General features: G+C 59.6%; 14 protein-coding genes. 6 read left to right on the top strand and 8 right to left on the bottom strand.

What is annotated here, in order from left to right; translation table 11 throughout:
- Positions 1-769 precede the first annotated feature (769 nt).
- From D3870_RS20600 to D3870_RS20575, 6 genes are all read right to left on the bottom strand, one after another.
- Positions 770-2,293: an IS1182 family transposase gene (locus D3870_RS20600; RefSeq protein ID WP_119742923.1), complete on the bottom strand. Its 1,524-nt coding sequence runs from the start codon at positions 2,291-2,293 to the stop codon at positions 770-772.
- A 99-nt stretch (positions 2,294-2,392) separates the two neighbouring features.
- Positions 2,393-2,734 carry a DUF3630 family protein gene (locus tag D3870_RS20595; protein ID WP_119742922.1) on the bottom strand — a complete coding sequence of 114 codons (342 nt, stop codon included), beginning with the start codon at positions 2,732-2,734 and terminating at the stop codon, positions 2,393-2,395.
- A gap of 244 nt (positions 2,735-2,978) precedes the next feature.
- On the bottom strand, positions 2,979-4,076 hold the full coding sequence (locus D3870_RS20590) for a WD40/YVTN/BNR-like repeat-containing protein (RefSeq protein ID WP_119743195.1): 1,098 nt from the start codon (positions 4,074-4,076) through the stop codon (positions 2,979-2,981).
- A gap of 2 nt (positions 4,077-4,078) precedes the next feature.
- Positions 4,079-4,348, bottom strand: a complete 270-nt coding sequence (locus D3870_RS20585; protein WP_119743194.1) for a MoaD/ThiS family protein — start codon at positions 4,346-4,348, stop codon at positions 4,079-4,081.
- Positions 4,349-4,668: 320 nt separating this feature from the next.
- Entirely contained in the window at positions 4,669-5,727 is a 1,059-nt protein-coding gene (gene selD, locus D3870_RS20580) for a selenide, water dikinase SelD (protein WP_119742921.1), read from the bottom strand.
- A gap of 135 nt (positions 5,728-5,862) precedes the next feature.
- Positions 5,863-7,974, bottom strand: coding sequence for a catalase (locus D3870_RS20575; RefSeq protein WP_119742920.1), 2,112 nt, complete (start codon positions 7,972-7,974; stop codon positions 5,863-5,865).
- A gap of 452 nt (positions 7,975-8,426) precedes the next feature.
- Between D3870_RS20575 and D3870_RS20570 the strand changes: the two genes are divergently transcribed.
- The 5 genes from D3870_RS20570 (at position 8,427) to D3870_RS20550 (ending at position 15,936) form a co-directional block, all read left to right on the top strand.
- Entirely contained in the window at positions 8,427-8,753 is a 327-nt protein-coding gene (locus D3870_RS20570) for a hypothetical protein (protein ID WP_119742919.1), read from the top strand.
- Positions 8,754-9,069: 316 nt separating this feature from the next.
- Positions 9,070-10,365 carry an MFS transporter gene (locus D3870_RS20565; protein WP_119743193.1) on the top strand — a complete coding sequence of 432 codons (1,296 nt, stop codon included), beginning with the start codon at positions 9,070-9,072 and terminating at the stop codon, positions 10,363-10,365.
- A gap of 51 nt (positions 10,366-10,416) precedes the next feature.
- Complete coding sequence (gene mnmH, locus D3870_RS20560) at positions 10,417-11,466, top strand: tRNA 2-selenouridine(34) synthase MnmH (protein ID WP_119743192.1); 1,050 nt, start codon at positions 10,417-10,419, stop codon at positions 11,464-11,466.
- 838 nt (positions 11,467-12,304) lie between these two features.
- On the top strand, positions 12,305-14,578 hold the full coding sequence (locus D3870_RS20555) for a DUF6351 family protein (protein WP_147375895.1): 2,274 nt from the start codon (positions 12,305-12,307) through the stop codon (positions 14,576-14,578).
- A gap of 506 nt (positions 14,579-15,084) precedes the next feature.
- Positions 15,085-15,936 (top strand): NYN domain-containing protein, encoded by an 852-nt coding sequence (locus D3870_RS20550; RefSeq protein ID WP_119742917.1) that lies wholly within the window; start codon positions 15,085-15,087, stop codon positions 15,934-15,936.
- Between the two features lie 92 nt (positions 15,937-16,028).
- On the opposite strand, the gene D3870_RS20545 is transcribed toward D3870_RS20550, so the two are convergent.
- On the bottom strand, positions 16,029-17,189 hold the full coding sequence (locus tag D3870_RS20545; RefSeq protein WP_119742916.1) for an acyl-CoA dehydrogenase family protein: 1,161 nt from the start codon (positions 17,187-17,189) through the stop codon (positions 16,029-16,031).
- A gap of 87 nt (positions 17,190-17,276) precedes the next feature.
- Positions 17,277-17,669, bottom strand: coding sequence for a MarR family winged helix-turn-helix transcriptional regulator (locus tag D3870_RS20540; protein WP_199710845.1), 393 nt, complete (start codon positions 17,667-17,669; stop codon positions 17,277-17,279).
- A 262-nt stretch (positions 17,670-17,931) separates the two neighbouring features.
- Between D3870_RS20540 and D3870_RS20535 the strand changes: the two genes are divergently transcribed.
- Positions 17,932-19,152: an ABC transporter substrate-binding protein gene (locus tag D3870_RS20535; protein WP_119742914.1), complete on the top strand. Its 1,221-nt coding sequence runs from the start codon at positions 17,932-17,934 to the stop codon at positions 19,150-19,152.
- Positions 19,153-19,185 lie beyond the last annotated feature (33 nt).

Genomic DNA, 19,185 nt, shown 5'->3' with positions numbered 1-19,185 from the left:
ACGCGTAACGTTTGAGATGAGAGGCGTGACCCGGCTTGCCGGGGCACGTCCTCTCGATTGAAGGGTTAGGCGTCGCCATGATGAGCCTCCTCATTTTGGCCAGCCCTCACCCCAGTTGATGAGCGGCACAGATTCAAGGAAGCGATCTCGATCTGCCTCGTGCGCAAAGTACCACTCACTGAAGCCGAAGTCGTAGTCGGTCTTGACTAACCAGTTGGTAAGCCAACTTCCGACATGGGAGTGTGAGCCTCGAATCTCGCATGCTGAATACTCAGAGCTTGCCTGCAGGCACTCTCCGTTAGCTGGACCGAATTGCTGCCAGCACCACCTGTTCGCGTAGTCCAGCTCAGGGTAGGAAACCTGAAGCACTACGCAGTACGGGAACGCCGCCAGTCGTGCTTGACGCTCACGCACGTCAGCGGCTCGGGCCTCTGCCAAATCGACTGACGCTGCGGGATACTCGAATTCCAGGTATTCATCGTAGTTGGCAGGCACTACGGTTCGATGTCTCCCGCTATTGGGTTCACTCGGATGGTCCATCTTCTATTCCTACCTTGCTTGCAAATGGTCGCGCACTCGACGCCTAACGACGCTGTAGAAAAACCCCATTCTGAACACCCGGTTCAGCCTGAGGCAGCATTTTTTCAAACCATTCCGCGATTTTCATTTTCGGGTCCCTGTTTTTATCGAACATCGTCGCTGCAAACAGGTCTTGTCTGACAAGCCTGTTCGCGCGATACCGCGGCGAGCCGGCATTCTCCCGGCCTCTTTATTGCGCATAACCGTGGTTCGCCAGTTTTTCAACATTATGTACCAGGCAGTACAGTTTCCACTGTCCGTCCACCTTGGCTTTTCCCCGTAGCGTAAAGCGGTGCAGCCGCTTGTTGCCGCGCAGGTTGCCAAACACCGGCTCCACCGTCGCAAAGCGGCGCGTGATCATTTCCCGACCCGCATCCGAATCGATTTTCACCTTCATCCGGTCAACATGATTTTCGTGGATGTCTCGTTTCCCCTGGAAGAAGGAGACCTGCCGGGTTGCCGTCTTCTCGGGTGTGCGCAAGCATTCCTTGCGCCGTTCGCACGGCACGCAATCCTGTTTGGCGCCACTGAACTTCATCGCCGCATAGCCATTGATGGTGCAATTCGATCCGTTGCTGTAGAGCCGCTTGCCTGCCGGACAAAGACAGTGGGAGCGATCCCCTGCCAGCCGGAAATCCGCCGTCTTGAAGCATGTGGATTTCTTTGGTGGTTTGGCTTTGTTCCACAGCGGGTCAGGCTTGGCAGCATGGACATGCCGGTCCGCATACCGCTCATCCCGCTTGCGATAACCATTGTCTGGCACATAGGCATTGATCTGCAGTTGGGCCAGTGCCTTCAGATTGGCTTGCGAATGATAGCCGGCATCGGCGGTGATCACCGTCTCGACGCTGCGTAGTGCCTCTGTGGCCTGAATCACCGGCAGCAGCAGTTCTTGTTCCGAGCCAGTGCCGTGCGCCTGCGCATCGACGATGATTTGGGATTTCTCATCGACTGCGGCCACACCGGTATAGCCTTGAATCACGCCTTTGCCGGTGGCCATCTTGGCCGATTCATTGTCGGTGCGATTGGATAGGCGAATGCTGCCTTTGCTTCCCTTGCGATCTTCCGGGTTCTTGTTGAGCCAGTCGCGCAGCTGCTGCGCTTCCTTTTGCAGGCGTTCCAGTTTCTGCGCTTCGCGCTTTGCCAATGCCTCGTCGGTGGGGGCGTTGTCGGCGCTCTGGTGCTTCTCCAGCAGCTGTTTGGCCGCGTGCTCCATCTTGTCAACCTGGCGCTGATAGTCGGCGCGCGTACCTGATTTCGCTTTACTCGCATTGGCCGGAAGCTTGACGCCGTCAATGGCGAACATCTCGCGTCCAATCAAGCCCTGACGGTCGCAAATGAGCAGAACTTGCGCAAACAGTCGGGCAACCGTATCGCCCATGCTCGAGACAAAGGCGGCCAGTGTGGTGAAGTGGGGTTGGCTGTCTCCCGAGACGGCGATGAACAGCACATTCTCGCGGCACGCCGCTTCCATCTTGCGGCTGCTGATGATGCCCCGGCTGTAGGCCAGCAGGATGATCTTGATCAGCACCGCCGGGGCGAAGGCAGAGGCGCCATCGACATCATTCCTGTAGCGGGCATGGAAGGCGGACAGATCGAGTTCATGATCGACCAGATGGCACAACGCGTATTCGAAACTGCCGGGAATGACTTGCCGGTCAAAGTCGACCGGCAGCAGTTTCAAGCCTTTATGGATCGGTTTGAATCGCGCCATGTCGCACCCATTCGTGTGTTACGCCATGAACAAAGTATGCCGGCTCTGCCGATCCGGTTTTTGAGCAATTCGGGTTTTTCTACAACCTCAACGTTGGAGTTAAGTCGCGCCGTTAGGCGTCGGCTTGGACGACTTGTTATGTGGCTCTTGTTTAGTGAGCTGGTCATGCAGCCTGCGAACCACAGGGTTACAGATACTGAGCATTGAATCTAGCGACATGCCCACGGCAAAATCATCAAAGGTGAGCCAGAAGGGTCGCCAATTGATGAGAACAATCCAGAGTCGCTCTACTGGCGTATCAATTTTCTTTAAGACAGTACCTTGAGCGAAGGCCACAAATTTGGCTGCTTCTTCAGGGAATGTTTCCCAACTCACATCTTCAGTAATGAAGAGACTGAGATTTCCTGATGCCATCTTCTCAATGGTGGGCGTAGGGCGCATTGCTTAACTTCCTTAACCACATAACTTGATTTATCCAGCATGGTTTGTCCTCATAATCTGGCGCTTGCCGTATAACGCAGCACTCGACATCCCTTGGAAAGCGGCTTGCATGCTTGCCTTCCTGTCTGCCTGCTGTGTTTATGAACAGCATTAATGGAAATGCAAAAACCGGCAGGCCGATTCTACAGTCGCCACGGCTGCAGATTCAATTCCTCGATAGCGTCCGTCACAAGCAACGCACTCCTCACACAAACCGCAGCGCATAAATCGGCGGCAGCGTCATGGCCACCGTCTGCCAGTTGTCGCCGCCATCGTCCGACGCCCATAATCCGCCAGTGGTCGATCCCATCAGCAGCGTGTTGCCATCGTCGGCCACTGCCAGCCCGTGGCGGTAGACGAGGTCGTAGCAATCCTGCTGCGGCAAACCCTTGCGCAAGACGTCGAACGATTGGCCGCCGTCGCGCGTGCGTGTCACGCACAGGGCGGCATCGACCGGGATGCGCTGCTGATCCGCAGCGGCAGGCGCGAACCATGCCGTCTGCGCATCGTGCGGGTGCGCGGCGACCGCGAAGCCGAAATCGGACATGAGCGGCTTGACCTGTTGCCCGATCTCCTGCCACGACGCGGCGGCGTCGGTCGAGCGCCAGATGCCGTTGTGATGCTGGCACCACAGCACGTCGGGCGCGCTCGGGCATTGCACGATGCGGTGCGGGTCCTGGATGCCGGGTTCCTCTTCGCGCTCGGGCGGCATGTAGGCGGCGCGCATGCCGGAGGCGGTCACCGTCCAGCTTGCGCCGCCGTCGCGCGTGGTCCATGCGCCGCCGCAGGAAATGCCGACCAGCACATGCCGGCTGTCGCGTGGATCGACGCAGATCGAATGGATGCCGGGCGTGTCGTAGCCGCCGCCGAACCATTCGCTGCGGCCCGGCACATCCCACAGCGCGCGCATCAGTTCCCATGAATCGCCGCGATCGCGCGAGCGGAACAGGCCGCCGGGCAGCGTGCCGGCCCACAGCACGCCCGGCTCGTCGGTGCCGCCGGCGACGAGCGACCAGATCATGCTCAGTTTCCATTCGACATCGGTGCCGCGTGGCTCCGGTTGCGGCGGATAGGCGGGCACGGCGATCTCGGTCCATTGCTGCGCATCGCTGTCGCGCCGGTGCAGCTTGACGCCGAAATGGCCGAGGTTGAGCGCGGCATATTGCGTGCCGTCGCGCCGGTCATGCAGGACCATCGACAGCGGCTCGCCGACAAAGCCGGCGGGCGCGATGTGCCAGCGGCCATTGCTGCGCGTGAGTTCGAACAGTCCCTTGCGGGTGGCGAGCAGTGCGCGGTCGTTCATCATCAACCTCCTGACAAGGCTTGCAATACGTGGATGCTGCTGTTGAGGGAGAGCGGGTCGTTCAATGCTACGCGGTCATGCACGCGCCGGCCGTCGATGAAGATCACCACATGGCGGCGCAGGTGTCCTTGTTCATCGAGAATGTAGCCGCGCAGCTGGGGATTGATGCGGAACGCGTCTTCGAGTGCGGCACGCAGGTCCGTCGCCGCGCTGTTGACTTCCGGCACGTCGGTGAAGCGCCGCAACTGCTGGGTGAAAATGAGTGTAGGCATGCCGGGACTCATCGGGTGATCTGCCATTAAAGCGCAAATCGCCACGCCTGGTATTGCATCTACATCAATGGCTGTGCAAATGCTTCAGCGGCAATGTTTCATTGCGCCGTGTGGGATGCGCATGAAAAGTGTTTGCCTGCTTGTTTGCATGTTGCGGTATGTCGCGGGGCAATGCGTCGGGTCTGGGCTTGAGATTCCTCACTGCGTTCGGAATGACAGGGGAGGTGGATGCTTACGGCACGTGCCCATTGCGTGGTGCGCCGCATTTCGATGCGTCTGGCGGAATCCGCAGTGCGCGTCCTGCGTTCCTATCGTTAAAGTCACATGCTCACCGTCACGCCGGGCGCTCCCGCCGCCATCTCGCCGATTACCGCCGCGTGTTCAAACCCTTCGCACCTGAACAGCGCCAGCACCTCGTCTACTGCGTCTGCATGGCACGACACCAGCAAGCCGCCGGAAGTCTGCGGATCGGTCAGCAATGCCTGCTGCGCCGGCGTGATGCCGTCCGCCAGCGTGACCTCATGCCCGTATCCGGCCCAGTTGCGCGTCGATGCGCCGGTGACGAAGCCGCGTTCCGCCAGCGCCTGCACCTGCGGCAGCAGGGGCACGCCCTGCATGTTCAGCCGCGCCGTCAAACGCGCGCCGCGCGCCAGTTCCAGCAGGTGCCCCAGGAGGCCGAAGCCGGTGACGTCGGTCATCGCATGCACGCCGTGCATGCCGGCCAATGCCGTGCCGGGCTTGTTGAGCTTCGTCGTGTTGGCGATCATCGCGGCGTAGCCGTCCGCATCCAGCGCGTTCTTCTTCAATGCCGCAGAGAGGATGCCGACGCCCAGCGGCTTGCCGAGGATGAGCTTGTCCCCTGCCTTTGCATCCGCATTGCGCTTGACCTTCGAGGGATGAACAAGACCGAGCGCGACGAGGCCGTAGATCGGTTCCACCGAATCGATGGTGTGGCCGCCCGCGACCGGGATGCCGGCTTCCGCGCAGATCGATTCGCCGCCCCGGATGATGTCGCCGATGACTTCCACCGGCAGCTTGTTGATCGGCATGCCCACCAGCGCGAGCGCCATGATCGGCGTGCCGCCCATCGCGTACACATCGGACAGGGCATTGGTGGCGGCGATGCGGCCGAAGTCGAAAGGGTCATCGACGATCGGCATGAAGAAATCGGTGGTCGCCACCAGCGCCTGCTCGTCGTTGAGCTTGTAGACGGCGGCATCGTCCGAGGTTTCGATGCCGACCATCAATTCTTTCGGCACCGGAAAACCGGAGGAACGTTTCAATATGTCGGCCAGCACGCCGGGCGCGATCTTGCAGCCGCAGCCGCCGCCGTGGGAAAAGGAAGTGAGCTTGATGAGGGATTCGCCGGGTGCGTTCATGTGTGCGCTTGATCAGTGGATCGGAATGCGTCCGTTTTGTTGACGCAAAAAGACATGACGGAATTATCCGCCAGCCGCAGCGAATCCGCTTGATTGCGCCGCCGGAAGTTCCGGCTGAACACGGGCCGTCCCGTGTTACGGCAGTATCCGCACAGTTGGCTCCCGTTCCCATTGCCGCGTCTTGGCTGCCGCGACAAAACCCTTGATGTCCGCGATATCGAACACGCCCTTGTCCTTCTTGATATTCGCCTTGTCCAGCAGTGCCTGCCCGCCCTTGTCGATCGCGATGGCCTTGAGATGGCCGAAAGCGTTGCGCACGAAGTCGATGGCGGCGGATTCGTTGACGAGCAGCTTCGCGCCCGCATCGGACAGGATGACGGCGACCGCGTCGAACATCACGGACGGCGTGCCTGCCAGTTGTCCGTCAGCCGGCAGCAAGGAGCCATCGGCAAGCTTCGCGCCGCCCACCTTGGGCGCCACGATCTTTACCTGCGCGCCGGCGGAGGTCACGGCCTTCTGCGCTTCCTTGATCATCGCGCCGTCCGAACCGTCCGCAACGAGGATGCCGATTGCGCGGCCTTCGAGGGTGTCCTTCATCTTGCCGATGATCTGCAATGCCGGCGAAGGGGGCAAATCCTGCACCGGAGCTGCGGGCGCAGGCGCATCCGGCAGCTTGTCGAGCGCAAGCCCGTCGCCCACGCGCTTGGCGAGGTCTTCGTCGATATTGCGCAGATGCGCAACCATCGCCTGTCGCACATGCACATGACTGACCTTGGACAGTTCGAATACGAGCGCCGACGCGATATGCGTCTGCTCATGACTGGTTTGACTGCGGTAGAACTGGCGCGCCTGGCTGTAATGATCGGCAAAGCTTTCCGCACGAATGCGGCTCTTGTCTCCGCTTTCCGTTACGTGCGCATGACGGAAGCCGTGGCTCGGCGTTTCGCGCGGCGAGTCTTCGGACAGGGAGTTCGGCTCATAGGCGACATGGCCCTTCGGCTGCATCATCTGCATCTTTCCATCGCGCTGGTTGTTCGCGAACGGGCACTTCGGCGCATTCACCGGGATCTGGTTGAAATTCGGCGAGCCCAGACGCAGCAATTGCGTATCGAGGTAGGAGAAGAGACGGCCCTGCAGCAGCGGGTCGTTGGAAAAATCGATGCCTGGCACGATGTTGGCGGGACAGTACGCGACCTGTTCTGTCTCGGCAAAGAAATTGTCCGGCCAGCGATCCAGCACCATGCGACCGATGACCTGCAAGGGCACCAGCTCTTCGGGAATCAGCTTGGTTGCGTCGAGATGATCGAACGGGAATTTGTCCGCCTGCTCCTGCGTGAAAATCTGCACCGCAAATTCCCACTCGGGGAAGGCGCCTTTTTCAATCGATTCGAACATGTCGCGGCGGTGGAAGTCCGGGTCCGCCCCGGCGATCTTGACCGCTTCGTCCCAGATGGTCGATTGCATGCCGAGCTTCGGACGCCAGTGAAACTTGACGAAGGTCGAGTCGCCCGCCTCGTTCAGCAGCCGGAAACTGTGGACGCCGAAACCTTCGATCATGCGCAGCGAGCGCGGGATCGTCCGGTCCGACATGATCCACATCACCATGTGCATGGATTCCGGTGTCAGCGAGATGAAATCCCAGAAGGTGTCGTGCGCCGTGGCGCTCTGCGGAAAGCCGCGATCGGGTTCCATCTTGACGGCATGAACGACGTCCGGGAACTTCATTGCATCCTGGATGAAGAAGACCGGGATGTTGTTGCTGACCAGATCCCAGTTGCCTTCCTTGGTGTAAAACTTGACCGCGAATCCGCGCACGTCACGCGGCGTATCGACCGAACCGGCGCCGCCTGCGACCGTCGAGAAGCGGGTGAACAGCGGCGTCTTTTCTCCGACTTCGGTGAGTATCTTTGCCGTGGTGTATTGCGACAGCGATTTGGTCAGTTCAAAGTAGCCATGTGCCGCCGTGCCGCGCGCATGAACAACGCGTTCCGGAATCCGTTCGTGATCGAAGTGAGTGATCTTTTCACGAAGAATGAAATCCTCCAGCAGGGTGGGACCGCGCGCATGGGACCGGAGCGAATTCTGATTGTCGGGAATCGGAATACCCTGATTCGTTGTCAGTTCCGGATGCTTGCCGCCGGCGATCTGGTGCAGCTCACCGGCATTGCCCGGACGGACTTCTCCACCCGAATTGCCTGAACTCTTTTCGGATTTCCGGTTTCCGGAATTGCCTTTTGGTTTGGTCATGATCGGTTTCCTTTACGGTTTGGTCGAAAGCCCGCCTGTCCTCTTGTCGCAACCTGGATTGGGGCATGTCATGCCATGGAAAGATGAACGCGGAAATTCTTTAGGTCGCTGGAACAGCAATGGATGGCGGCGTTGAAAATCCGTGTGGACGAGATTGGCAATAAAACAATGGGATGGAACGGGGGGACAAAAGTTCCAGGTACAGGACGATGCGCTCAATGAACCAGTCCGGCATCAGAACTTGAATGCGTTGCGGAGCGGAATAAGCGGATTGATTGTTGGTGTTTGTTCCAGATAAATTCGCCGGAAGTTTCCATTGGAACAAAGCCATCTTTTGCCGCTCGAAAAGATGGCTGTTCTCTATCCGTCATCAAGCCCGATGCCAAACTTCTCCGCGACCCCGAAAGTATCGGTGGCCCGGCGCATTTTTACGCTGTCGGATTTGGAGTCATATGATTCTGCTGCAAGTCTTCATCCCCTGTCACCGTTACGTGCGCGTGCCGAAGTGGCTGACGTTTGTCGGGTATGTTCCGTGGGCGACGCTCGTCGGTGTGGCTCTCGGCTTCACACCGATGAATCCGATCAAGGCGCTGCGCTGGAGTGCAGTCATCAATGACGTCATCTCCGTCGTCCATCATGGTGATCATGATGCTGATGGCGGCGCGGCCCGACATCAGGGCAGGCTGGTCATCACGCGCAGGCTGAAGTTTCTCGACTGGCTATGCATGGGCATGATGGCGCTTGCCGTCTTTGCCATGTTCATGATGTCGGGTGCATAACGCGTCGGAACCGCGAAAGCCACGCACGGCAGGATCATCGCGTTTGTGCGAAAATCGATTTCGATTCTCCTGCAGCAAAGTGCCAAATCATCAATGCAGTTCCTACCCCAGTTTGATCCGTCCCCGTTGTCGCAGCAGCTGTTCAACGTCCGCGCATTTCCACTGCCGTAGCAATTCCTGCACAAGCCGTTTGCAATTGACAAGCAATTCGCAAACGGCATTCATTGTGTGCGATTCGACATTTTTCCGAGGAAGATTCGATCGAGCCGACGCGCTCGGCTTCGCTATTCCATGCACCATCGATAAGGAAGCAGTAATGAGTCAATCCCATGCCAGTCCCGCGCAGGTCAATTCACCCCGCACCGTCCTGTTTGCCAGCCTGATCGGCACGACCATCGAGTTCTTCGATTTTTATATTTATGCCACTGCGGCGGTGCTGGTCTTCCCGAAACTGTTCTTTCCTTCAACGGATGCGGCCGCGGCGACATTGCAATCGCTGGCGACCTTTGCGATTGCATTCTTTGCACGTCCGGTAGGGTCGGCGGTGTTCGGGCATTACGGCGACCGCATCGGGCGCAAGGCGACGCTGGTTGCGGCGCTGCTGACGATGGGCATTTCCACTGTCGTCATCGGCTTGCTGCCGACCTATGCGGCGATCGGCACGCTGGCGCCGCTGCTGCTCGCGCTGTGCCGCTTCGGGCAAGGTTTGGGACTGGGCGGAGAGTGGGGCGGTGCCGTGCTGCTGGCCACTGAAAACGCGCCGCCGGGAAAGCGCGCATGGTATGGCATGTTCCCGCAGCTCGGCGCGCCGATCGGCTTCTTCCTCTCCGGCGGCATCTTCCTCCTGTTGAGCGAGACGCTGACCGATGATCAATTCTTCAGCTTCGGCTGGCGCATTCCGTTCCTGGCCAGTGCACTGTTGGTGATCGTCGGCTTGTATGTGCGTCTGAAGATCACCGAGACGCCGGTGTTCCAGAAAGTGCTGGACAAGCATGAGCGCGTCAAGGTGCCGGTCGTGACCGTGTTTCAGGAGCATGGCCGCCTGCTGGTGCTGGGCACGGTGATCGCGATGGCGACCTTCGTGCTGTTCTACCTGATGACGGTGTTCGCCTTGAGCTGGGGCACGAGCGCATTGGGTTATTCGCGCCCGCAATTCCTGATGGTGCAACTGTTCGCCGTGCTGTTTTTCGCCTTGACGATTCCGGTGTCGGCCGTGCTCGCGGATCGCTATGGTCGCCGCGCGACCATGATTCAGGTATCTGCTGTCATCGCGCTGTTCGGTTTGCTGTTCGCACCGCTGTTTATCTCTGGCAGCATCGTGCATGTCACCCTCTTCATGTCGCTCGGCCTGGGCGTGATGGGCATGACCTACGGCCCGCTCGGCACGCTGCTGTCCGAGCTGTTTCCGCCGGAGGTGCGTTACACCGGCTCGTCCCTGACCTTCAACCTGGGTGGCATCCTCGGCGCATCGCTGGCGCCTTATGTTGCGACCTGGCTCGCCACCAATTACGGTCTTCAGTACGTCGGCTACTACCTGTCCGCAGCAGCAGTGCTGACGCTGATCGCATTGCTGCTGACGGGCAAACCTAAAACGGCATTCGCCGTCGTATAGGAGCAGTACTTTCGAAAGTCGCGCCGTATCAAAGTCCGTACAATGGACGCCATGCGCGACTTTCAATCCTACGACCTCATCATCGATGCCCGCAGCCCGCGCGAGTACGAGGAAGACCACATCCCCGGCGCGATCAATCTGCCGGTGGTCGATAACGACGAATACGCCGAAGTGGGCACGCTGCATCGTACCGACCCGATGGCGGCCTACCAGATCGGCGTCTGCTATTCGCTGAAGAATATCGCGCGCCATCTGCAGCAGCACGTCGCACAGTACAATCGCAAGAGCCGGATTCTCGTGTACTGCTTTCGCGGCGGCAAGCGCAGCCGCCTCTGGTTCGATGCGCTCGACACCATCGGTTATCGCGTCGATCGGCTGGAGGGCGGCTGGAAGGGCTATCGCCGCTGGGTCAACGAGCAGTTGACCATCGTTCCCCGCAACTATCGCTACCTCGTCCTCTCCGGTCCGACCGGCTGCGGCAAGACGCGGCTGCTGACGGCATTGCACAAAGCGGGCGCGCAGGTGCTCGACCTCGAAGACATCGCCGTGCATCGCGGCTCGGTGATCGGCGCGGTGCCGGGCAGGGAGCAGCCGACGCAAAAGCTGTTCGACAGTTTTCTGCTGCGCAAATTTTCCGAATTCGACCCCGCAAAGCCGATCTGGATCGAGGCGGAAAGCAAGAAGATCGGCAAGGTTCAGTTACCGGATGCGCTGCTGGAAAGCATGCGCGACGGGACGACGATCTCCATCGACGCCGCGATGCCGCAGCGGGTGCAGCTGTGGCGCGAGGACTACCGTCATTTCGAGGAAGACCCGCTTGCGCTGCTGACGCGCCTCGCCTATCTGCGCCCGTTGATCGGCGGACAGGAATTCGCGGAGTGGCAGCGATTGGCGGAATCGGGACAGGTCACCGAACTGTTCGAACGCCTGATGCGCAATCACTACGATCCGACCTACCGCCGCTCCATGCTGCGCAACTACCCAGAGATCGATGCATCGCCGAAGATCGAGCTGGACGACTTGTCGACGGAAGCGTTGTCACGCGTGGCGCAATCGATGCGCCTGGAGTTTGAAGTGATCGCTGCGGCACGCGGGGCATAAACGCTGCCTCGCACGACAGTGAATATCACTTCAGAAAAATACATCCGCAGCTTGTTATCGCCGCTGCGACATATCCTTCGCATCGTATTGATCGTCGGTTGAATATGTTTGACGCGGATCAACTTGACGGACCCGGTGCAGGCGCCACAAGCCTGGATGTCATTCCGTAAGCTATGGTCTTGATCATCATGACCGTCGCACAAGCGATAGCGGCGGCAAGCGCAGCAAATTCACACCATGAACTCCGCCAGGGAAGGCACGATGAATACGTCCAGCGTAGCGACCACGTTCATGCCAGGCTTTGATCACGTAGCGCCAAGGTCAATGACGTAACGCTGCATTATCAATTCAGCAGATAGGGAAGCTGGTTGCGAATGACGTACCAGGCATGGTCATCGCGGGCAGCGGGCATTGGCTGCTGGAAGACGCGTCGGTGCAAGTCATTCCGGTGCTGACCGGATACATACATTGACTTCCTTGCACTGCGCTATTTTCATCGCACGCACGCACGCTGCTATCGGTTCGCATGTACGGCGGCATGAATTCGTCGCGATCCGCACAAGGCAGCTTCCTCGCTGCGCCTTTATTCCCGCCTCTCCCTGTTTCGTCGCGCCTGTCCCGTAATGACGCGCGGGACAGTGCGCCGCCCCCTTCTCAGTCAATATGATACGACTATTGAATATGATACAGAAAATAAGATGCTCATCGTAAAACTGTTGTAATTTGAGCAGGCCGCTGCTAGAGTGCCATTGCTGTCCGGAAATGCTTCATTACTGATAACGAGAAGGCGTCAGGCTGATTTCACTGCAGGCCGTCGCCACAACAAGGGAGACAAGCAATGAGAAATTCCAGCAGGTCGAAGTACGTCCATGGTCAAGCCTCGGACATGGTGCGGTTTCCGCATTTGGTGGAGCCGGATTCGGGACCGGCGCATCGAGCCACAGCAGGACTCGCCTTCGCCCGGCGATCCGGTATGGCGGCGGTCGCCGCGCTGATGATCGCGGGGCTGGCGGCATGCAGCGGTGATGGCAGCGCGAGCGTCGAGGCGCCGCAAATAAAGACGAGCTCGTCGCGTCCGGACATCGTGAGCGGCGGTGACACGCTGGTCGAAGTCACGGTGCCGCAGGGCTTCACGAACGATCAAATCAGGGTCTTTGCCGGCACCGTCGATGTCACCACATCGTTCAAGCCCGCATCTCGCGCAGGCGTGCTGCTGGGCCGGGTCGGCGGTCTGCCGGACGGCGCAACAACGATCGAGGCAAGGCTGCTCGGTGCGACCGGCGCGGTGATGTCGCGCGGCACGCTCACCGTGGTCAATCATCCGGTCACCGGCCCCGTGTTCGCGGGTGCGAAGCAGGAGCCGTTCGTGTGCACCGTCGCCACCAACAACCTGGGCCAACCGCTCGACCGCAACTGTAGCGCGGCGACCGAGGTCAGCTACCAGTACTGGTCCACCAACCAGGCATTCAAACCCTACGACCCGCAGGCACCAGCGCCGGCCGACCTCGCCAAGACCACGACTTCCGAAGGCAAGGCGGTGAACTTCATCGTCCGTCTGGAGCGCGGCACCATCAATCGCGGCATCTACCAGATCGCGTTCTTGCACCAGCCGGGGACGCCGCTGCCTGACCCGTGGACCACGACCGACGGCTGGAACCGACGTTTGCGCTACAACTTCGGCGGCGGCTGCGGCGGCGGCTACACCCAAGGCGCCTTCGAGACGGTCGCGGCGGGCGTGACCTACCGGCTGGCCACTGCCATGGATCAGCCCGCACTGGCGCGCGGCTATGCAGTCGCGACATCGTCTCTCAATGTGGCGGCCAACAATTGCAACACGGTGCTCGCGGCGGAAACGCTGTCCATGACCAAGGAGTACTTCATCAAGAAGTTCGGCGTCCCGGCGTGGACCGTCGGCAAGGGCGGCTCGGGCGGTTCTGTGCAGCAGTTCGATGTCGCCCAGTCGTATCCGGGGCTGCTGGACGGCCTCTCGACGGACTCGAGCTTCCCCACCATGATGGAGGCGGCGACGATCTTCTCCGACTGCAAGCTGATCCGCAACTACATGACTGTCGGCGCGACCATGCCATGGACCGACGAGCAGAAGCGCGCAGTCACGGGTTACGCCAGCTGGCAGACCTGCAATGGTCTGGCGGTCGGCCTCGGTGACGTCATGGTCAATGCATCCTCGTCCTGTTCGCCGCTGTTGCCAGTCGGGACGGCATTCCACCCCGTTACCAATCCGGGTGGTGTGCGCTGTGCGTTGTCCGACAACTTCGTGAACGTCCTCGGCCGCGATCCCGCCACGCAAATCGCACGGCGTCCGCTGGACAATGTCGGCGTGCAGTACGGCTTGCAGGCACTGAAGAGCGGAGCGATATCGGTTGACCAGTTTCTCGAGTTGAACGAGAAGGTCGGCGGCTTCGATGCCAATGGCCAGGTGCAGGTGGCGCGTCATGTCGGCGATAGCGAGGCCTTGCGCATTGCCTACCAGACCGGTCGCGTGCTGGTAGGCACGAATCTGGATGCGATGCCGATCATTGCGAGCCGTGCTTACAACGACACACTCGGCGATCTGCACGACCGCACGCGGGACTTCCAGATTCGCGCCAAGCTCGATGACCTGTTCGGCAATCACGATAACCACGTGCTGCTGATTGCGCCGAGCGCTGCGACGCCCGGCGCCGCCGCCATCATGGCCAGCATGCTGAGCGTGCAGATCGTCGAGATGGAGAAGTGGCTCGACGCCATCGCCGCCGACACGACGAAAGACAGCCTTGCGCAAAAGGTCAAGCGTAACAAGCCGCAGACGGCGAAGGATGCCTGCTGGCGGCCGGACGGCTCGAAGGTCGAGGAGCCGGCAAGCTTCGACAGCACGGGCACCTGCAACACGCTGTACAAGCCCTTCCTCGATCCGCGCTCCGCGGCAGGTGCGCCACTGGCAGAAACCGCGCTCAAGTGCCAGCTGAAGCCGGTCGATGTGAATGCCTATGGCGTGCCGTTCACGGTGCCGCAGACGGCGCGTCTGAACGCGATCTTTGCCGAGGGTGTATGCGACTACGCCAAACCGGGTGTGCAACAGCAGGCACCGTCGCGGTTCTGGGCGTCGTTCTGATGTGTTGACGCGTTGTGCCGATGGCGTCGCCTGCGGGATATGCTGGCGACGCCTTTGGCTTTGGTCGGCAATCAAGCGCTGATGATTGACGTGCATTCGAATGCGGATCGTTCGGTGTGAAAGGCCGGGCTTTGGCAGGGCGGGACCCGCCCTGCCAATACCGACCCCGAGCAAGAAGGGATGCTCCAATCACGCCCCGATTTGACGTGTCGTCGATTCATCTCGCTATCGCACAGCCCGGATTCCTGAGTAGCGAACGCCGGTTGGTGCTTGCCGGCATGTTGCTGCCAGCTGCATTCCGCTCTGCATTCCGAACATAAGCGAGGAATCTGAATCGTCAACCCACCTGCGGTCGAGATTCCTTGCCTCGATGTTCATCGGGATGACAGCATTGGTGTTGCCTGTTCCTTTCCTGCATAAAGAGAAACGAAAAAATGATGCCGTCACGCAAACAGGAGGCAATGAACTAGAATTCGTGAAAACCCTTTAAAGGAAAGACGAAACCTATGGCCGGTCAACCTGAAATCACCAACATGGCGCTGTTCTGCGACTTCGAGAACATCGCGCTCGGCGTGCGCGATGCGAAGTACGCGCAGTTCGATATCCGCCTCGTGCTGGAGCGCCTGCTCCTCAAGGGCAGCATTGTCGTCAAGAAGGCGTATTGCGACTGGGATCGCTACAAGGACTTCAAGAACGGCATGCACGAAGCGGCGTTCGAGCTGATCGAGATTCCGCACGTGCGCCAGTCCGGCAAGAATTCCGCCGACATCCGCATGGTCGTCGATGCGCTCGACCTGTGCTACACGAAGGAGCATGTGGACAGTTTCGTCATCATCAGCGGCGACTCCGATTTTTCGCCGCTGGTGTCGAAGCTGCGGGAAAACAACAAGTACGTGATTGGCATCGGCGTCAAGGATTCCACCTCCGACCTGCTGAGCGCCAATTGCGATGAATTCATTTTCTACGACGACTTGGTGCGCGCGCAGAAGCCGAAGCGCAAGCGCGCACAGCCTGCGCCATCCGCCGACAAGAAGCCGGCAGCGAAAGCGCCGGTGAGCGAACAACCGAAGGCCGCATCGCCGAAGAGCGAGGTCGCGGACAAGCGTCAGGAGGCACTCGACTACATCGTCGAAACGATCGAAGCCCTGATCGCCGAGCGCGGCGAGGAAGAAAAGCTGTGGGGCTCGATGGTGAAGCAGACGATGAAGCGGCGCAGGCCCGGCTTCACCGAATCCGCCTACGGCTACCGCTCGTTCCGCGAGCTGGTCGAGGACGCGCAGAAACAGCATCTTCTGTCGATGGTGCGCGACGAGAAATCGGGGCAATACACGATACGGCTGGCGGCGAACGAGGAATGAAGTCGTGGAAGTGCGCGCCCAGTGAGTCGCTCGCGGTCGCGCGGCCCTTTCAAATCAATGCCGGGGAAGGATCGCAATCCGCTCGCACGCACTCATGATGCGCGCTCATCACAAATGGCGCGCGCAATGATTTCCTTCATGATCTCCGACGTACCGCCGTAAATGCGTTCGATGCGCGCATCGACGTAAGCACGTCCAATCGGATACTCCTGCATGTAACCGTACCCGCCATGCAGTTGGAGGCACTCATCGGTCACGCGTGCCAGCAGTTCGGAGTGCCAGAGTTTTCCTGCGGAAGCATCGGCCGGTTTCAGCTTTCCTTTCATGTGCAACTGGATCAGCTGGTCGCAATAGGCGCGTCCGGCCTGCAACTCGGCATACATGCCGGCCAGTTTGTAGCGCGTATTCTGGAAATCCGCGATGCGCTGGCGGAATGCCTTTCGCTCCTTCACATAGGATTGCGTCCACGCGAAAGCCGCTTCGGCGCGCGCCTGGCACTGTACCGAAACCAGCAGGCGTTCCTGCGCCAACTCCTGCATCAGATACTTGAATCCCTTGTTGACCTCGCCGAGCAGATGGTCGGCAGGCACCCGGACATTGTCGAAAAACAGCTCGGCGGTGTCCTGGGCATGCTGGCCGATCTTGTGGAGGTTCTTTCCCCGCGAGAATCCCGCCATGTCTGCGGTAACGACAAAGAGAGAGATGCCGTGCGCACCCCGGTCTGGCTCGGTCTTGCACGCAACGACCATCACGTCGGCATTCTGCCCGTTGGTGATGAAGGTCTTCTGGCCATTGATGATCCAGCTGTCGCCATCTTTCTCGGCGCGCGTGCGAATGCCGGCCAGATCGCTGCCCGCGCCGGGTTCGGTCATGACAATCGCCCCGATTTTTTCGCCGTTGACCATGCCGGGCAGCACCCTTGCCTTCAGCGCGGAAGTGCCATGGTGGGCGATGTAAGGTGCCACGATGACGGAATGGAGCGGAAATCCCGGGCCGGTGGCGCCTGCGCGTCCGAGTTCTTCGCAGACGATGAAGTCGAACAGCAGGTCGGCGCCATGCCCGCCTTCTTCCTCCGGAAGCCAGCAGCACAGAAACCCGTTGTCGCCCGCCCGTTTCCAGACTTCTCGCGGTACCCGATGGGCTTGTTCCCAGTCGGCGTGGTGAGGCGCGATCTCGCGTTCGCAAAAACGCCTGACCTGCTCGCGGAAGATTTCATGCTCTTCGGAGAATATCGAACGCGGAAAAAAATCCATGGCTGTCCTTTCCTGTCATGACACCGCATGTTGAAAGGCAAACCGATAAATGTCAAGTAACGTTGACGAAATTGAGGATGATCCGGCTCAGTGTTCGTTGTCGCTTCGTTCCGTGTCGGACCAGCTTTTGCCGAGAATTCTCTTCAAGTCCTGGAGATCCTTCTTGCCGATATGGTCGGCCAGTTCGTTTTCGATTTCCTCGAAGGCCTGCGCGGCGCTATCGGACATGGCCCATCCCTTTTGCGTGAACCTGAGCAGCTTCACACGCCCATCCGCTTCGCTTGGCACGAATTCCACAAGACCGAGCTGGGCCGCCTCGTTAGCCAGCTGATGAACCGCTTGTCGCGAAATATCCAGATCGCGCGCGATTTCCGACAGGCCGACCGGGCGGCCGCGAAGGTGCGCAAACATGCGGTTCATCGCCGGTGTCACGAATCCATATCCGCTGACAGGCGCGCGCTCCATGACTCGCTTTTCCATCCATTCGGTCCTTGCCATGAGCAAGTGACGCAGTAGTTTTTTATGCTGTTTCATGACGACATACTGTAAACCAGCGCGCTCATCTTTCAAAGTCCGCAACCGGACAGTAAAGCCGAATACATGAAAACTGCGTCTGCACGAAATGTGCTTCCCGGAGTGTTCATGACTATTTGTCAGGTGTTATTGACAAACACGAGAAGGCGCGCATATATTGACCCGGCTTGCACAAAAAACTTGGTCCACTATAACCGGGAGACATTCAATGAAATTGACCAGCATCTTTGCAGCGCTTGCATCCATCAGCTTTGTTTCCATCTGCCATGCCCAGACAGCCAAGCCTGTTTCGGACGATGTCGTCAAGATTGGCGTCATGACCGATATGTCCGGCGTGTATTCCAGCGGTGCCGGGCGGGGAAGCGTTGTCGCCGTGCAGATGGCGGTACAGGATTTCGGCGGAAAGGTGCTGGGCAAGCCGATCGAGGTCGTGAGTGCCGACCACCTGAACAAGGCCGACACAGGCGCGTCCAAGGCGCGTGAGTGGTTCGATATCGGCAAGGTCGACATGGTGCTGAATCTGGCGAATTCGGCGGTTGCCGTTGCCGTTCAAAAATTGGGCGCGGAAAAGAAACGCATCACGATCAGCACCGGCGGCGGCACCGTCGCGCTCACCCAGCAGGAATGCTCGCCGTATGGCATCAGCTATGCATACGATACCTATGCGCTCGCGACCTCCGCAGGAAATGCCCTTGTCAAGGAAGGCGCCAAAAACTGGTTCTTCCTGACCGCGGACTACACCTTCGGCCACACGCTGGAAAAGGATACGCGGGCGACTGTCGAGAAACTGGGGGGCAAGGTCGTCGGCTCGGTCAAGCATCCGCTGAACGCCTCCGATTTCTCGTCCTTCATGATGACGGCGCAAGCCGCCAAGCCGGACGTGCTCGTGTTCGCGAATGCCGGCGGCGACTTCAGCAATGCGGTTCGCGCCGCGCGTGAATTCGGCATCGTCAAGAACGGCAAGCCCATCATCGCGGGCATGGTCGTCCTGATCGCGGAAGTGAAAGCCCTGGGGCTGAACACCGCGCAAGGCGTCAACTACACCGAACCCTTCTATTGGGACTTCGACAAGGAGACACGCGAGTGGTCGCAGCGGTTCTACAAGCTCCAGAACGCGATGCCGAGCTTTGCCCATGCCGCCGACTACTCGGCGACCATCCAGTATCTCAAGGCGATTGAGGCAGCCGGCACGGACAATCCGGATGCCGTGATGACAAAGTTGCGCGCGACGAAATTCAAGGACTTCTTCCTGCGCAACGCTTACCTGCGCGAAGACGGCCGGATGATCCGCGACATGTATCTTGCCGAAATCAAGAAGCCGTCCGAATCGACGTCGGATTGGGATCTGGTCAAGATCAAGCGCGTGATTCCCGGCGAAGAGGCCTTCATGCCCCTGTCGCAGAGCGTGTGCCCGCTCGTGAAGAAATAGGGAATACGGGAGTACGTCGGGATGTCATGCAAG

Source organism: Noviherbaspirillum cavernae (assembly GCF_003590875.1).
Lineage (GTDB): Bacteria > Pseudomonadota > Gammaproteobacteria > Burkholderiales > Burkholderiaceae_D > Noviherbaspirillum > Noviherbaspirillum cavernae.
This window is presented reverse-complemented; position numbering and strand designations above follow the sequence as displayed.

Excerpts from the sequence above, each read along its gene's own strand:
- mnmH (WP_119743192.1), top strand. The coding sequence starts at position 10,417 with ATGCGCGACTTTCAATCCTACGACCTCATCATCGATGCCCGCAGCCCG.
- D3870_RS20535 (WP_119742914.1), top strand. The coding sequence starts at position 17,932 with ATGAAATTGACCAGCATCTTTGCAGCGCTTGCATCCATCAGCTTTGTT.
- D3870_RS20585 (WP_119743194.1), bottom strand. The coding sequence starts at position 4,348 with ATGCCTACACTCATTTTCACCCAGCAGTTGCGGCGCTTCACCGACGTG.
- D3870_RS20555 (WP_147375895.1), top strand. The coding sequence starts at position 12,305 with ATGAGAAATTCCAGCAGGTCGAAGTACGTCCATGGTCAAGCCTCGGAC.
- D3870_RS20545 (WP_119742916.1), bottom strand. The coding sequence starts at position 17,189 with ATGGATTTTTTTCCGCGTTCGATATTCTCCGAAGAGCATGAAATCTTC.
- D3870_RS20550 (WP_119742917.1), top strand. The coding sequence starts at position 15,085 with ATGGCCGGTCAACCTGAAATCACCAACATGGCGCTGTTCTGCGACTTC.
- D3870_RS20600 (WP_119742923.1), bottom strand. The coding sequence starts at position 2,293 with ATGGCGCGATTCAAACCGATCCATAAAGGCTTGAAACTGCTGCCGGTC.
- D3870_RS20540 (WP_199710845.1), bottom strand. The coding sequence starts at position 17,669 with ATGGAAAAGCGAGTCATGGAGCGCGCGCCTGTCAGCGGATATGGATTC.
- selD (WP_119742921.1), bottom strand. The coding sequence starts at position 5,727 with ATGAACGCACCCGGCGAATCCCTCATCAAGCTCACTTCCTTTTCCCAC.
- D3870_RS20565 (WP_119743193.1), top strand. The coding sequence starts at position 9,070 with ATGAGTCAATCCCATGCCAGTCCCGCGCAGGTCAATTCACCCCGCACC.
- D3870_RS20590 (WP_119743195.1), bottom strand. The coding sequence starts at position 4,076 with ATGAACGACCGCGCACTGCTCGCCACCCGCAAGGGACTGTTCGAACTC.
- D3870_RS20575 (WP_119742920.1), bottom strand. The coding sequence starts at position 7,974 with ATGACCAAACCAAAAGGCAATTCCGGAAACCGGAAATCCGAAAAGAGT.
- D3870_RS20595 (WP_119742922.1), bottom strand. The coding sequence starts at position 2,734 with ATGCGCCCTACGCCCACCATTGAGAAGATGGCATCAGGAAATCTCAGT.
- D3870_RS20570 (WP_119742919.1), top strand. The coding sequence starts at position 8,427 with ATGATTCTGCTGCAAGTCTTCATCCCCTGTCACCGTTACGTGCGCGTG.